Annotated in this window: 14 protein-coding genes; 13 read left to right on the top strand and 1 reads right to left on the bottom strand. The window is 63.9% G+C overall.

What is annotated here, in order from left to right:
- Positions 1-143: 143 nt before the first annotated feature.
- A complete protein-coding gene (locus B3397_RS03705; protein WP_296247394.1) occupies positions 144-770 on the top strand; it encodes a TetR/AcrR family transcriptional regulator in 627 nt (208 codons plus the stop codon).
- A gap of 131 nt (positions 771-901) precedes the next feature.
- Here B3397_RS03705 and B3397_RS03700 read toward each other — a convergent pair whose 3' ends face one another.
- Positions 902-3,640: a beta-glucosidase gene (locus tag B3397_RS03700; protein WP_296247393.1), complete on the bottom strand. Its 2,739-nt coding sequence runs from the start codon at positions 3,638-3,640 to the stop codon at positions 902-904.
- A 478-nt stretch (positions 3,641-4,118) separates the two neighbouring features.
- Here B3397_RS03700 and B3397_RS03695 point away from each other — a divergent pair, with 478 nt between their 5' ends.
- The 12 genes from B3397_RS03695 to gspD all read left to right on the top strand — a co-directional run bounded on the left by B3397_RS03695 (position 4,119) and on the right by gspD (position 14,372).
- Positions 4,119-4,346, top strand: a complete 228-nt coding sequence (locus B3397_RS03695; RefSeq protein ID WP_296247391.1) for a hypothetical protein — start codon at positions 4,119-4,121, stop codon at positions 4,344-4,346.
- A 78-nt stretch (positions 4,347-4,424) separates the two neighbouring features.
- Positions 4,425-6,149, top strand: a complete 1,725-nt coding sequence (gspE, locus tag B3397_RS03690; RefSeq protein ID WP_414704339.1) for a type II secretion system ATPase GspE — start codon at positions 4,425-4,427, stop codon at positions 6,147-6,149.
- A 2-nt stretch (positions 6,150-6,151) separates the two neighbouring features.
- Positions 6,152-7,354: a type II secretion system inner membrane protein GspF gene (gene gspF / locus B3397_RS03685; protein ID WP_296247389.1), complete on the top strand. Its 1,203-nt coding sequence runs from the start codon at positions 6,152-6,154 to the stop codon at positions 7,352-7,354.
- Between the two features lie 10 nt (positions 7,355-7,364).
- Positions 7,365-7,790 (top strand): type II secretion system major pseudopilin GspG, encoded by a 426-nt coding sequence (gspG, locus tag B3397_RS03680; RefSeq protein WP_296247387.1) that lies wholly within the window; start codon positions 7,365-7,367, stop codon positions 7,788-7,790.
- 2 nt (positions 7,791-7,792) lie between these two features.
- Complete coding sequence (locus B3397_RS03675) at positions 7,793-8,230, top strand: GspH/FimT family pseudopilin (RefSeq protein WP_296247386.1); 438 nt, start codon at positions 7,793-7,795, stop codon at positions 8,228-8,230.
- Positions 8,227-8,589: a type II secretion system protein gene (locus B3397_RS03670; protein ID WP_349679014.1), complete on the top strand. Its 363-nt coding sequence runs from the start codon at positions 8,227-8,229 to the stop codon at positions 8,587-8,589. Before B3397_RS03675 ends, B3397_RS03670 begins: the two co-directional genes overlap by 4 nt.
- Positions 8,586-9,197 (top strand): prepilin-type N-terminal cleavage/methylation domain-containing protein, encoded by a 612-nt coding sequence (locus tag B3397_RS03665; RefSeq protein WP_296247384.1) that lies wholly within the window; start codon positions 8,586-8,588, stop codon positions 9,195-9,197. The genes B3397_RS03670 and B3397_RS03665 overlap by 4 nt, the downstream gene beginning before the upstream one ends.
- Entirely contained in the window at positions 9,194-9,928 is a 735-nt protein-coding gene (locus B3397_RS03660) for a type II secretion system protein GspK (protein WP_296247382.1), read from the top strand. Before B3397_RS03665 ends, B3397_RS03660 begins: the two co-directional genes overlap by 4 nt.
- Entirely contained in the window at positions 9,925-10,956 is a 1,032-nt protein-coding gene (locus B3397_RS03655; RefSeq protein WP_296247380.1) for a type II secretion system protein GspL, read from the top strand. Before B3397_RS03660 ends, B3397_RS03655 begins: the two co-directional genes overlap by 4 nt.
- On the top strand, positions 10,946-11,578 hold the full coding sequence (gspM, locus tag B3397_RS03650) for a type II secretion system protein GspM (RefSeq protein ID WP_296247379.1): 633 nt from the start codon (positions 10,946-10,948) through the stop codon (positions 11,576-11,578). Before B3397_RS03655 ends, gspM begins: the two co-directional genes overlap by 11 nt.
- Positions 11,575-12,090 (top strand): general secretion pathway protein GspN, encoded by a 516-nt coding sequence (locus B3397_RS03645; RefSeq protein WP_296247377.1) that lies wholly within the window; start codon positions 11,575-11,577, stop codon positions 12,088-12,090. Before gspM ends, B3397_RS03645 begins: the two co-directional genes overlap by 4 nt.
- On the top strand, positions 12,087-14,372 hold the full coding sequence (gene gspD / locus B3397_RS03640) for a type II secretion system secretin GspD (protein ID WP_296247375.1): 2,286 nt from the start codon (positions 12,087-12,089) through the stop codon (positions 14,370-14,372). Before B3397_RS03645 ends, gspD begins: the two co-directional genes overlap by 4 nt.
- The last annotated feature ends 32 nt before the right edge of the window (positions 14,373-14,404 follow it).

The following is a 14,404-nucleotide window of genomic DNA, read 5'->3' as shown; positions in this document are numbered from 1 at the left end:
AAGCCGCGTCCGGCCCCGCCGCGTCACCCCTGACACACCCCGGCGCCCCGGACCCGGCTTACGCCGGTGCTACATCGCGTTCGGGAGTTGCGTGGGGCGGTTGGGTGTTTTACGGTGGGGAGCGTTTTCGCAAGGGATGGCCCATGACCGACACTTCACCTGACTCGCTACCACGTACCCGCCGCGCGCCGAAGGGGGAGAAGCGCCGCGAGGAGCTGCTCGACGCCGCGCTGCAATTGTTTTCGATTGAGGGCTACAGCGGCGCTTCGATTGCGCGCATCGCCGAGATGGTGGGCATTTCGGTGGCCGGGGTGCTCCACCATTTCCCCAGCAAGGTGGCGCTGCTGATGGGGGTTTTGGCTCGTCGCGACGAGGTCAACCAGCGGATCGTCGATCAGTTGCAGAGCGAACCGACATTGCGCAGCTTTCTGGATGGCCTGCAGCAGATCAACCGTTCCAATGCCACAGCGCCTGGTGTGATTCGAGCGTTCAGTATTCTCAATGCCGAAAGTATGGTGGACAGCCACCCAGCCTGGGAGTGGTTTCAATCGCGGTATGTGGCGATTCATGGGCGCATGCGAGCGCGGCTGGAGCATTTGGTTGAACTTGGAGAAGTGCGCAGGGATGCGGATCTGGATGCGGTGATTCACCAGTTGCTGGCGATGATGGATGGCTTGCAACTGCAGTGGTTGCGGTTTCCGGGGACGGTGGATCTGGTTACGCGTTTCGATGGGTATGTGGCGCAGGTGGAGCGTGACATCAGAGGGTGAGGTGGGCAAGTCCGGCCTCATCGCGGGTAGAACCCGCTCCCACAAATGTGCAGGGGCAGGTCCGGTGGTTCTGCCCGCGATGAGGCCAGTGCTGATGCTGCACACCTCACAGCATCAGCACACCCTTTCAATCAATACTCGGCACTTCCCTCGTATTCACTGTTGCCGGTTCCTTCATCCACGCTTTCGCTCTGGTCAAACACGCCACCGGTCTTCACCGCCGGCAAGCTCACCTTGGTGGAGTTCAGCGCCGAGCGCGGCAGCGGATTGCTGGTGGTGGTCGACAATTCCTGACGGAACGAGTTGACCAGCTTGGCCTTCAGACGAATGTCATCCGACGCCGCACCCAGGCTGATGTCGAAGGTATCGGCATCCACTACCCACTGCTTGCTGGCTTCGTCGAAGTACGCCAGCGAGCGGTCGTTGAGCTCGATGGTCACGCGACGGGTCTCGCCCGGTTGCAGGAACACCTTCTTGTAGCCCTTGAGCTCCTTGACCGCACGTTCCACGGTCGGGTGCTGCTGACCGACGTACAACTCGGCCACTTCGGAACCGGCGCGCTTGCCGCTGTTGGTCAGGTCGAACGAGACCTTGATAGGCGTATTGCCCACTGCAACACCCGGGGTGACCGAGATATTGTTGTAGGTGAACTGGGTGTACGACAGGCCGTGGCCGAAGGCGAACAGCGGCTTGGTGCCGGTCTTGTCGTAGCCGCGGTAGCCCAGCATGGTCAGATCATTCTTGTAGCTGATCTCTTTTAGCGTGCGGGTATTGTCGAAGTTCGGGAAGTCCGCGTACAGCGGGTTGTCTTCGATGTTGCGCTCGATGCTGATCGGCAGCTTGCCCGATGGGTTGACCTTGCCGAACAGAATCTCGGCCAGGGCCTGCCCGCCATTCTGCCCAGGATAGAACGCATGCAGTGCAGCCGGCACCTGGTCGATCCAGTCGCTCATCTTCAGCGCAGTGCCGCCGTGCATCGTCACCACCGTGTTGGGGTTGACCTTGGCGATGTTCTGGATCAGCTCGTTCTGGTACTCGGGCAGGTCGAAGCTATGGTCGAAACCTTCGCCTTCGTACTCATTGCTGTTGCCCACGGCGACCACGACGGCGTCGTAGTTGGACAGATCCTGCGGGGCCGTCAGCGAGGCCCAGGCCATCTGTACACCCACCAGGCCACCCATGGTGGACAGGTAGCCGTCACGGCGCGAGTACTCGAGCTTCACATCGTAAGCCTTGCCGGCTTCGAGCTTGATCTTGCCCGACTCGGGAATGGTCGGCGGGATGCTCTTGTTGGTGATGTTCTCGCCGTCACCGTTGTCGATGATTTTCTCACCGTTGACCCACAGGCGGATCGCACCGTCGGCGCGCACCTTGAACACCTGCTCGCCGCTGGTGGTCGGGGTGACCTTGCCGCTCCAGCGAATGGAAGTGTTGGCGGTGTCGCCATTGCTCGGGATGTCGTCGGTGGACCAGTCCATGTCGACATGGGTGTCGATGCGGGTGGCCGACGGGTCGCCCGACCAGTTGGCATTGGTGAAGAACTCGGCCTTCATGCCGGGAACTTCGTTGCCCTTGCTGTCAGTGGTGGTCCACGGCGCGGCAGCCGGGTCCAGGGACAGGCCATCGAGGAATTCGACCTTAGCGTTCGGGGCGATCTGTTGCAGGCCGCTCAGTTCGCTGATGTAGCGGGTAGCATCGACGTGGGCACTGCCGAAACCGGTGGGCGGTGCGTATTTGGCCAGGTTACCGACCACAGCGATGCGCTTGACCTTGGCCTTGTCCAGCGGCAGCACGTCGTTCTGGTTCTTGAGCAGCACGATGCCTTCGCGGGCGATGTTCAGGGCGACCTTGTTGCTGGTGGCGCTGTTCATGTTGTGCGTGGTGAGCGGATCGAACTTGTCGAACTGGTACAGGTAGATGTTTTTGAGGATGCGACGGACCTTGTCGTCGATGGTCGCCATGTCCAGTTCGCCGCTGTCCAGGTAAGGCTTGAGCACCGAACTGTTCATCTGGCCGCCCATCATGTCCAGATCGGTACCCGCCTGGGCCGCTGGCAAGCCATGCACCACAGCGTTGTAGTCGCTCTGCACCAGGCCCTTGAAGCCCCACTCCTTCTTCAGGATGTCGGCGATCAGGTGCTTGCTCTCGCAGGCGTACTCGCCGTTCACCTTCTGGAACGAACACATCATCATCGCCACGGTGCTGTTCTTGGTCGACGATTCGAACGCCGGCAAGGTCAACTCGCGCAGTACGCGCTCAGGCATCACCTGGTTGAGGATGAAACGGTTGGTTTCCTGGTCGTTGCCCGCGTAGTGCTTGGCTTCGGCCCACACACGACGCTGCTGGATACCGTTGATCACGGCCGGCGCCAGGCTGGCGCCCAGGAACGGGTCTTCACCGGAGAGGTATTCGAAGGCGCGACCGCTCCAGGGCATGCGGTACAGGTTCATGCCTGGGCCGGTGACGAACTGGTAGCCGCCGGTGGCAGTGTCGTAGCCCAGGGCACGGCCGAAATCGATGGCACGGCGCGGGTTGAAGGTGGCGGCCAGGTTGGGGCCGGACGGGTACACCACACCTGGGTCGTTGCCTTCGCTGGTGTAGCGGATGCCGGCGCCACCGTCGGCGCCATGAATCTGCGGCACGCCGTACTGGGTCAACGGCTTGACGTCCCACCCGCCGATGCCGCCGATGTAGGCCAGCTTCTCTTCCTGGGTCATCTTGGCCAGGGTTTTCTCGGCGGCCTTGTCGGCGCGCAATTCCTTGGCGGCCAACTGCTCCTGCGTCGTGGTGTCTGCGGCGTTGGCATGGCCGATGGCCAGGCTCAGCAAAGCCAGCGCCGAATGGGCACCGATAGTTTTACGATTTCGCATGTAGTAACGCTCTCCAGGTACCAGATACACCCGCGCTCATATGTCGCAGGCAAGGCGCCGCAGCCCTTTGTTTCAGGCAATAGTTGGCCTATACCGTAACTTCTGCAACGAAGCGACGATCGGGACATGACGGCAACTCGACTAACGACGAACTTGGGTTATATATCCTTCAACAACTAAGGTGAATGGCAATACGCCATTAACTTGAACGGGGAGTTACCCGCTGCATTTAAATTAAGACAGGGGTTTTAAATCGAAGTCAAACGAAAAGGTGACCCGTCGGAACATTTTGTAATTTTTTGACATACATGCTGAACTCTCCTTAAACCTATAGGTCTGTAGGTTTAGCATTTTTCCGGTACACCCCATCAGACCCTTGTAAATCGGGGTTTTCAGCCGATCAAGGGCGCGAACGGGGTATCCGACCGAGGACTGCGATCCGTTTCAACCTCGAAACAAAACTTTGGAGAAGCGTGTAATGAAATTGCCACTATTGGGTGCAATGGCTGCCCTGACTATTGCCATGAGCGCCAGCGCAATGGCCGCCGAATCGAACAGCAAAGACACCGTATCCGGCGCCAGCGACTCCACCGTGATGAGCCAGACTCAGAACGCCAAAGTCCAGCAGAAACAACACAAACAAAACCAGGCCGATGAAAACAAGCGTGGCCGCCCGAGTAATGAAAGCAAGCCTGCGTCAAACTAACGCAGCCGCGATAAACGTAATAGGTATTACCTCTTCATGGGCCGCTTCACAGGCCCATGATCATTCAAAGCGATCGCCGTGCCCTTGAATTCTCCACCCATCGATAGCCAGAAGCTGCCCACCCACTCCCTCGACGGAGTGTGTGACTGGCTGCTCGTCCATGCCGGTTTGAAAGCCGCCGACCTGGAACGCGCCAAGCGCCTGGACAGCGAATCCGAGGGCGCCACGCTGACAGACCTGTTGACCCGGCTAGGTCTGGTGTCCGAACTGGACCTCGCCAAAGCGTGGGCCGCTGCGCTGGGCGCGCCACTGTTACTGGCCGATGCAGTCGAGTTACCCGGCGAGCCCCTGCCGGCGCTCAGCGAACGTTTCCTGCGCCACTACCGTCTGGTGCCGGTTGCCGCGCACGCCGATGGCGTACACGTTCTGACCGCCAACCCTGGCGAAGGCTATGGCCTGGCAGCGCTGCGCTACGCCTGTCAGGTGCCGGTGTACGTTTCGGTCACACCCGCCAGCGAAGTGGACGGTCTGATCGAACGTCTATATGGCCAGGGCCGCTCGGCCATGGGTTCCCTGATCGAAACACTGGACGACGCCCGCGGCGGTGAAGAGGACATCGAACACCTCAAGGACCTGGCCAGCGAAGCCCCGGTGATTCGCCTGGTCAACCTGATCCTGCAACGGGCCGTGGAGCAGCGTGCCTCGGATATCCATATCGAGCCCTTCGAAAGTCAGCTGAAAGTGCGCTACCGCATCGACGGCGTGTTGCATGAAGCCGAAGCCCCGCCGTCCAGTTCCTCGGCGGCGATCATCTCGCGCCTGAAAATCATGGCCAAGCTCGATATCGCTGAACGCCGCCTGCCCCAGGATGGTCGCATCATGTTGCGTATCCAGGGCAAGGAACTGGATCTGCGGGTCAGCACGGTGCCCACCAGCTTTGGCGAATCGGTGGTGATGCGCCTGCTCGACCGCCAGACGGTGAGCTTCGACTTCCCCAGCCTGGGCATGGATGGCGAACGCCTGGAGACCTTTCTCCAGGTGCTGGAAAACCCCCATGGCATCCTGCTGGTGACCGGCCCTACCGGCTCAGGCAAGACCACGACCCTGTACACCGCGCTGTCGCGACTCAATACCGCCGAGCGCAAGATCATCACCGTGGAAGACCCGGTCGAGTACCAACTCGAAGGCATCAACCAGATCCAGGTCAAGCCGGCCATCGGCCTGGACTTTGCCGGCGCCCTGCGCTCCATCGTCCGGCAAGACCCGGACGTGATCATGATCGGCGAAATGCGCGATCTGGAAACCTGCCGCATTGCCATCCAGTCTTCCCTCACTGGCCACCTGGTGCTGTCCACCCTGCACACCAACAGTGCTGCGGCGAGCATCACCCGCCTGCTGGACATGGGCGTCGAGAGTTACCTGATCGCCTCCACGGTCAAGGGTATTCTGGCGCAACGCCTGGTGCGCCGGCTCGATCCGTTGACCCGCGTGCCCTTCGAGGCGCCGCCGGCGTTGGTGGCCGAGCATGGCCTGGAGCGTTTCACCGACCAGCGCCCGATTCTGCTCTACCGCCCGGCCACTGACTTGCCGGGCGGCGGCTACCACGGGCGCAGCGCCATCACCGAACTGCTGGTGATGAGCGAAGAACTGCGCTCGCTGCTGATGCGCCAGGCCGATGCCGCCACTCTGGAGCAGGCCGCGCGCCGAGGTGGGCTGCGCACGCTCTATGAAGAGGGCCTGCGCCAGGCTGTCGCCGGCATCACCTCGCTCGAAGAGGTGCTGCGCGTCACGCGCGGCGACTGATCATGGCCCATTTCCGCTACCGCGCTCTGGACGCTGAGGGCGCCACTCAACAAGGCCATCTCGAAGCCGTGGACCATGCGGCCGCCGTCGCCGCACTGCATCAACGTGGCCTCCTGCTGTTGAGCCTGGACTCCGGGCATCCGGCCGGTCTGCGGTCCGCGTTGCAACGCAGCAGCATGAACGGCGCCGCGCTGGTGAGCTTCACCCAGCAGCTGGCCACGCTGCTGGGCGCCGGCCAACCGTTGGAGCGCGCGCTGGGCATCTTGCTCAAGCAGGCCAGCGAGCCCAAGCGTCGCGCACTGCTGGAGCGCATCCGCGAGCAGGTCAAGGCCGGCAAGCCGCTGAGCCAGGCGCTGGAGGAGGAGCACGGCCAGTTCACCAGCCTGTACATCAGCATGGTCCGCGCCGGTGAAGCCGGAGGTTCGCTGGAGCACACCCTGCGTCAGCTCTCCGACTATCTGGAGCGCAGCCAGATGCTGCGCGGCGAAGTGGTCAACGCGCTGATCTATCCGATTTTCCTGGTGGTGGGGGTACTCGGTTCACTGGCGCTGCTGTTGGCGTACGTCGTGCCACAGTTCGTGCCGATCTTCCGCGACCTCGGCGTGCCGATTCCCTTGATCACCCAGATCATCCTGAGCCTGGGTGAATTTCTCAGTGCCTATGGCCTGCTCTTGCTGGCAGCCATCGTGCTGGGCATCTGGGCCGTGGCCATTGGCCGACGCAACCCCCAACGTCGCCAGCGACACGATCGCCGGCTGCTGTTCGTCAAGGTGCTGGGCCCGCTGCTGCAACGAATCGAAGCGGCACGCCTGGCGCGCACCTTGGGCACCTTGCTCAGCAACGGCGTGGCGCTGCTGCAAGCCCTGCTGATCGTGCGCCAGGTGTGCGGCAATCAGGCCTTGCGCGCCCAGGTCGAGCAGGCCACCGAATGGGTCAAAGGCGGCGGCACGCTGGCGCAAGCCTTTGGCGAGCAGCCGCTGCTGCCGGAACTGGCCCTGCAAATGATCGAAGTCGGCGAGCAGGCCGGCAATCTCGACGTGATGCTGCTCAAGGTCGCCGATGTATTCGATGTCGAGGCCAAGCGCGGCATCGACCGCCTGCTGGCCGCCCTGGTGCCCAGCCTGACCGTGGTCATGGCCGTGATGGTGGCGGTGATCATGCTCGCCATCATGCTGCCGTTGATGAGCCTTACCAGTAACATTTGAGGAAACCGCTATGACTCGTTTCACTTCTGCCCGCGGCCACCGCCAGGGCGGCTTTACCCTGCTGGAAATGCTCGCCGTGATCGTCCTGCTGGGCATTGTCGCGACCATTGTGGTGCGCCAGGTCGGCGGCAACGTCGACAAGGGCAAGTACGGCGCCGGCAAGGCGCAACTGGCCAGCCTGGGCATGAAGATCGAAAGCTACGGGCTGGACGTCGGCACGCCCCCGGCCAACCTGCAGCAACTGGTGTCCAAGCCTGCCAATGCCACAGGTTGGGCCGGTCCCTACGCCAAGCCTTCGGACCTCAAGGATCCGTTCGGCCATGCCTTCGGCTATCGCTACCCCGGAGAGCACGGCAGCTTCGACCTGATTTTCTACGGCCAGGATGGCCAGCCAGGCGGTGACGGCTACAAGGCCGACATCGGTAACTGGGAATAAGCATGGGCGCCCTGCCCCGCAGCCGCGGTTTCACCCTGTTCGAGTTGCTGGTGGTGATCGTGCTGATCGCGATCTGCGTCGGCCTGGTGGGCTTTGGCGTGGGCCAAGGTCTGCACGCGGCAACGGAACGTCGAGCCCTGAGTGAAGTGGTGCAAGCGCTGCGCGCAGCCAGGGTACAGGCCATCGTCAGCGGGCAACCGGCGCGTACACAGTTCGATTTGCGCACCGGGCGCTTTCAGGGTCCGCGGCAAAAGGTTCGCGCCCTGCCCCAGGATATGCGTGTGCAACTGCAGACCGCCGAAGGTCTCGGCTCGGCGTTCGAGTTCTACCCCGACGGCGGCGCCAGCGGTGGACACCTGCTGCTGGCCCGCGATGACAAGCGTTGGCGGGTCGATATCAACTGGCTGACCGGCAACGTTCAGTTGCGCGCCCTCAATTGAGCCGTCAGCGCGGTTTTACCCTGCTGGAAATGCTGGCTGCCCTGGCCGTGTTGGCGGTGTGCAGCAGCGTGTTGATCGTGGCGTTCGGGCAAAGCGCCCGGGCGTTGCAGCAGGTACAACGCAGCGACCGCCTGAGCCTGGCGGCACGCTCGATAATGGATGAAGCCAGCGCCGGCGCGCTGCTCGCCGGCCACAGCCAAGGTCAGTGGAGTGGTGTGCACTGGCAACTGTCGGTCAGCGCCTTGCCGGCGACGAACAGCGCTGCTGCGGTATGGCGCCTGGACCTGAACGTGGATGACGGATCGCGCCGCGCGCATTACAGCACGCTGCAAGTGCGCACCCGCGGAGCGGCACAGTGAACGCGCGGGCGAAGGGCTTCACCCTGCTCGAAGTGCTGGTGGTGCTGAGCTTGCTGGGGGTCATGCTGACTTTGATTGCGGCGGCGATTGCCGGCGCCAACCGGGCCATGGCCAAGGCCGAGCGCTACAGCACCGGACTGGATGAAGTGCGTTCCACCCAGAATTTTCTGCGCAGCGCACTGGGCCAGGCACTGCCGTTGTCGGCAGGCAAGCCAGGCGCTGCGCAGACGCCGATCTTCGAAGGCGAAGCCGAACGCATGGCGTTTTACGCGCCGCTGTCGGCAAGCCTGGGTGGCGGACTTTATCGACACGAGCTGCAGCTCGTGGCGGGCCAGAAGTTGCAGATGAGCTTCGCCCGTCTGCAGGGTCAGGGTCTGCAACCCTGGGGTGAACCACAGGTGCTACTGCATCAGGTGCAGGCGGTGCAATTGAGCTACCGCGGCCTGTCGCCCAAGGGCGAAGCCACGGGATGGCTGGCACGCTGGCCATGGCCGGGACGCCTGCCGCGCAGTGTGCGCGTCGATGCGCAGTTGACCGGAGCGATGCCTTGGCCACGGATGAGCATCAATCTGCGCCTGGACCTGTCGGGCGAGGCCGGTACGCCATGAAGCCCGCCTGCAATGGCCATCGGCAGCGTGGCGTGGCCCTGCTACTGGTGCTGTGGGTCTTGGCGCTGCTCGCCAGCCTGTTGGCCGGTCTGGCCGGCTGGGTGCACCTGCAGCAGCGCCAGGCCTTGTGGCAGCGCCAGCATACCCAGGCCTTGCTGGCGGCCGAGGCCGGTGTAGGCCTGGCGGTGCTGGCGCAACTGGATCGCGACCCGCAGCGTCACTGGCGGGCGGATGGCCAGCCCCACACGCTGAATTTCGATGAGGCACAACTGGCGGTCAGCCTGCGCAGCGAACAGGGCAAGCTGGACGTCAACGCCGCAGCCATGGAGCAGATCGTCCGGTGGCTGCAGGCCTGCGGGGCCAGCGCGCAGCAGTTGCAGGCACTGACTCCAGCACTGCAACGACGCCGCGCAGGCACGCCGCTGCGTCTGATCGAGGAACTGCGAGAACTGCCGGGCATGAACCAGACGCTGTATGCGCGGGCCACGCCCAACCTGACCTTGTGGAGTGGGCTGCCCAGCCCGGAGCCGCGCCTGGCCAGCGCCGAGCTGCGCCAGGCCCTGGGTCTGCCCCAAGGAGGACCGGTGACGCAAGACGCCGGTCCCGTACTCACCGTCGACAGCAGCGCAAGCTTGCCCGGCGGGTATACCACGACGCTGCGCGTCACCCTGTTACTGAACCCATCCAAGGAGGGAACGCGACCTTATCGCGTTCTGCGTTGGCAAGAATGAAGCAATCACTGACACAGCACCTGGCGCCCTTGCAGGCCGGTGTGCGCCGCTACTGGTGCGCCAGCCCCGCTCAAGGGCTTTGGCAGGCCTGGCTGGGCGAACTGCGCGACGCCTTGCCCCCCAAGGCGCGCGCCCATCTGCTGCCCACCCGGCAGGAACGCCTGATCGACTGGCCACTGACGGCAGGCGTACAGAGCCACCCCGCCGAGCGGCTGGTGCTGGTGCTGCCCGCCAGCAGCGTGCTGGTGCAATCGCTGCAACTGCCTCTGGCGGCGCTGCGCGACCTGCACAGCGTGGTCGGCTTCGAGCTGGACAAGTACACGCCGTTCCCCCGCGAGCAGATGCACTACGTAGCGCGGGTCGACAGCAAAGGCCAGCGGGTGGCGCGAGTGCAGCTGGTAGCGATTTTACGCGAACGGCTGCAACCCATCCTGGATACCTGCCGCGAACAGGGCTTGACCTTGCACGCCGTGGACTGCCGAGATGCCGATGGCAGGCCCATGGGCGTCGACCTGCTGCCTGCCGAGCAGCGGCCTGCCGCCGCCAAAGGCCGGCGCCTGCCACGCATGCTGGCTCTGGCCAGCGGTACCCTGTTGCTGGCCTGCATGGTGCTGTGGCTGGATGCCCGTACCGCCCAGGTCGAGGCCATGCAGGCCGAGGTCGACCAGCAGCGCGAGCAGGTGCAGCAGGTGCAGGCATTGCGCCGGGAGCTGAGCAACAGCCAGGGCGCGGCGCGCTACCTGGCTGGACAGAAGGCCGCCCAGCCGACCCTGGCCAAGGTGCTGGTGGACCTCACCGGCTGCCTGGGCGCCGATACCTGGGTTCAGCAACTGGAAATCAATGACAGCGGTGGCGTGTCCATCAGTGGCCAGAGCGCCAAGGCCAGCGCGCTGATCGGCAGGGTGAAAACGTGCAGCACCCTCACCGCCGCCCAGTTCGAAGGCATCATCCAGCCCGATGAACAGACCGGCAAGGAGCGTTTCTCCTTGCGCGCCCAACTGCGCCAGGAGCCCGCCCATGCGTCGTGACCTGACCGCACGCGAGCGCCGTGGCGCCGCGCTGATCGTATTGGCCGCGGTGCTGTGGGCGGCCTGGTGGCTGCTGGTGCAAAGCTGGTTCCTGGGCCCCCTGGGCGAACTGGACGAACGCGCCAGCACATTGCGCACCCAGCAACAGCGCTACGCCGCCGTGCTCGCCCAACGCGATGATCTGCGCCAGCAATTGCAGGCCGCGCGCCGCGACCCTTCCAGCCGCAGCAGTCTGTTGCCTGGCGAAGACCCCAGCGCGGTGGCAGCCGACCTGATGCAGCGCAGCCTCGATCTGGTCAAGGCCCATGCCGAGCAAGGCCCCGGCTGCCAGGTGACCCAGCGCATGCCCATCACCCCCGAGCAGGACGGCAGCGAGCCCTATCGCCAGGTCAAGGTGAGCCTGACCCTGGACTGCGCGCTGGAGCCCCTGGCCCGTCTGCTCCACGACCTGGAATACGGCCAGCCCTATCTGTTCGTCGACAACCTCAGCCTGCGTCGTGCCGCCACGGCGCCTGCCGCTGGCGGTGCCGGTCGGCTGCAAGTGCATCTGTTGGTGCGCGGTTATCTGCAACAGGCCCGACCACCGGCGCAGGCATCGGCCGCTCAGGAGCCCGAAGCATGAAATTCGACACCCTGACGTTGAGCCTGCTGGGCAGCACCGCCCTGCTCGCCGCACTGGCCACTGGTCTGTCACTGGGCGCAGCCCAGCAAATTGACTGGTTGCCGGCAAGCCCCGCGCGCGCGTTGCCCGGCACCGCGAAGCCCGTGTCACAGGAGCCGCTGCCCGAACAATCCCTGGCCCTGGTGTGGCAGCAGTCGATGTTCAGCCCCGAGCGTAAGCCCGACCTGGCCACCGGCAAGCAACAGGCCAGCTCCCTGGCCGGCATCCGCCTCAGCGGCGTGATCATCGACGGCGCCGCGCAATGGGCCTTGTTGCGCCTGCCCAGCAAGCGCTCGCTGAAACTGGCCGTGGGCAGCGCGCTGGACAACGGCTGGACGCTCAGCGCTGTGACACCCCAGCAAGCCACCTTTACGCATCAGGGCCAGACCCAACAACTGAGCCTGCCCATGCTTCGCCTTCCGCCGCCGTCGAAGGCGCCCCTCATCACCCTTCCAAACGTACCGACACCATGAACAATCGCTTCCCCGAGTTTTCCCGTTTGCGCAGTCCGCTGCTGTGCCTGGCCACCGCTGTGGCCATGGCCGGTTGCGCCTCAACCCCGGAGCCGTTCGAGAACGATCCGGCCCTGATGCAGGAAGCACTCAACGGCACCGGTTCGCAGCGGGCGCCGACCGTGGATGCAGCGACGCCTGTCGCCAGCCCGACCACGGCCCCCGCCAGCGCACCGGCGCGACGGCAGATCATTCGCGGCAATCAACGCTTCGTGGGCACCCCCGCCCCGGCGCCAGCGGCCAGTACCAAAGGCGGTGAGGAAGCCGGCGGCGATATCGTGTTCAACTTCACCGACCAGCCTATCGAAGCGGTGATCAACAGCGTGATGGGCGATCTGCTGCACGAAAACTACAGCATCGCCCAAGGCGTCAAAGGCGACGTCAGCTTCTCCACCTCGCAACCGGTGAACAAACAACAAGCCCTGTCGATTCTGGAAACCCTGCTGTCGTGGACCGACAACGCCATGATCCGCCAAGGCAACCGCTACGTGATCCTGCCCTCCAACCAGGCCGTGGCCGGCAAGCTGGTGCCGGAGATGCCGGTGTCCAAACCTTCCAATGGCCTGTCGGCACGGCTGTTCCCACTGCGCTACATTTCTGCCACCGAGATGCAGAAACTGCTCAAGCCCTTCGCCCGGGACAACGCCTTCCTGCTGGTGGACCCGGCGCGCAACGTGCTGAGCCTGGCCGGTACACCGGACGAGTTGGCCAACTATCAGGACACCATCGACACCTTTGATGTGGACTGGCTCAAAGGCATGTCCATCGGCGTTTACGGCTTGCAGCGCGCCACCGTTGGCGAGCTGATGCCGGAACTGCAGAAGATGTTCGGTCCCGACAGCGGCATGCCGTTGGCGGGCATGGTGCGCTTCCTGCCCATCGAGCGGACCAATTCGGTGGTGGCGATCTCTTCGCAGCCGCAGTACCTGAGCGAAGTGGGCGACTGGATTCACACCATCGACGAGGGCGGCGGCAACGAGCCGCAGATGTACGTCTATGACGTGCGCAACATGAAAGCGACCGATCTGGCCAAATACTTGCGCCAGATCTATGGCAACGGGCAGATCAAGGACGACAGCGCCGCCAAGGTCGCCCCCGGGCTGCGTACGCGCTCGCTGTCATCGCTCAATGGCAACGGCAGTGGTGGCACTGGGCTGTCCGGCGCCAGCCAGGGCCTGGGCAATGGCAACCTGCAGACCAATGTGCAACAGGAGCCTGAGGAAGACAGCGACGACGAGGGCATGCAAGACAGTGCCGAGGACAGCAGCCTGGACAGCGCCCAGGACACGGGCGGCAGCGAAAACGGCAGCAGTCAGCACCTGGACGACAGCACCCGCATCACGGCCCAGAAGAGCAGCAACCAGTTGCTGATCCGCACCCGCCCTGCGCAATGGGCCGAGATCGAAGCAGCCATCAAGCGCCTGGACAACGCGCCCATGCAGGTGCAGATCGAGACCCGCATTCTTGAAGTCAACCTCAGCGGTGAACTGGACCTGGGCGTGCAGTGGTACCTGGGGCGTCTGGCCGGGAATTCCGGCAGCACCACGGTGGCCAATACCGCTGGCAGTCAGGGCGCCCTGGGCGGCGGCGGCGCTGGGCTGGGCGCTGCCGATTCACTGTTCTATTCGTTCGTCAGCAGCAACCTGCAGTTTGCCCTGCATGCCCTGGAAACCAGCGGTCGCACCCAGGTGCTGTCGGCGCCGTCGCTGGTGGTAATGAACAACCAGCAGGCGCAGATCCAGGTCGGTGACAACATTCCCATCAGCCAGACCACGGTCAACACCAACACCTCCGATACCACCCTGAGCAGCGTCGAGTACGTCCAGACCGGGGTGATCCTGGATGTGGTGCCGCGCATCAACCCCGGCGGCCTGGTGTACATGGACATCCAGCAGCAGGTCAGCGACGCCGATAACAGCGGCAACGCCGACAGCAATGGTAATCCGCGCATTTCCACCCGTTCGGTGTCCACCCAGGTAGCGGTGCAAAGCGGGCAAACGGTGCTGCTTGGCGGCCTGATCAAACAGGACAACAGTGATACCGTATCCGCCGTGCCCTATCTGGGCCGCGTTCCCGGCCTGCGCTGGCTGTTTGGCAACACCAGCAAGAGCAAGAACCGCACCGAGCTGATCGTGCTGATCACCCCTCGCGTGGTCACCAGCAACAGCCAGGCGCGCCAGGTAACCGATGACTATCGGCAGCAGTTGCAGTTGATCAAGCCGGCGCAGGCGGCGGTTCGCTAAGCCGACCGGCCGATAGCTAGATAGATAGGGCA

The sequence above is a fragment of the Pseudomonas sp. UBA4194 genome (assembly GCF_002379585.1).
In the GTDB taxonomy this organism is placed as follows: Bacteria; Pseudomonadota; Gammaproteobacteria; order Pseudomonadales; family Pseudomonadaceae; genus Aquipseudomonas.
Note: the sequence above shows the minus strand (reverse complement) of the source record. Positions and strands in the feature narration are given on the sequence as shown.

What these genes read in the sequence shown, in the direction of transcription:
- gspF (WP_296247389.1), top strand. Translation starts at nt 6,152, where the DNA reads ATGGCCCATTTCCGCTACCGCGCTCTGGACGCTGAGGGCGCCACTCAA.
- gspG (WP_296247387.1), top strand. Translation starts at nt 7,365, where the DNA reads ATGACTCGTTTCACTTCTGCCCGCGGCCACCGCCAGGGCGGCTTTACC.
- gspD (WP_296247375.1), top strand. Translation starts at nt 12,087, where the DNA reads ATGAACAATCGCTTCCCCGAGTTTTCCCGTTTGCGCAGTCCGCTGCTG.
- B3397_RS03645 (WP_296247377.1), top strand. Translation starts at nt 11,575, where the DNA reads ATGAAATTCGACACCCTGACGTTGAGCCTGCTGGGCAGCACCGCCCTG.
- B3397_RS03660 (WP_296247382.1), top strand. Translation starts at nt 9,194, where the DNA reads ATGAAGCCCGCCTGCAATGGCCATCGGCAGCGTGGCGTGGCCCTGCTA.
- B3397_RS03705 (WP_296247394.1), top strand. Translation starts at nt 144, where the DNA reads ATGACCGACACTTCACCTGACTCGCTACCACGTACCCGCCGCGCGCCG.
- B3397_RS03695 (WP_296247391.1), top strand. Translation starts at nt 4,119, where the DNA reads ATGAAATTGCCACTATTGGGTGCAATGGCTGCCCTGACTATTGCCATG.
- B3397_RS03675 (WP_296247386.1), top strand. Translation starts at nt 7,793, where the DNA reads ATGGGCGCCCTGCCCCGCAGCCGCGGTTTCACCCTGTTCGAGTTGCTG.
- gspM (WP_296247379.1), top strand. Translation starts at nt 10,946, where the DNA reads ATGCGTCGTGACCTGACCGCACGCGAGCGCCGTGGCGCCGCGCTGATC.
- B3397_RS03655 (WP_296247380.1), top strand. Translation starts at nt 9,925, where the DNA reads ATGAAGCAATCACTGACACAGCACCTGGCGCCCTTGCAGGCCGGTGTG.
- B3397_RS03700 (WP_296247393.1), bottom strand. Translation starts at nt 3,640, where the DNA reads ATGCGAAATCGTAAAACTATCGGTGCCCATTCGGCGCTGGCTTTGCTG.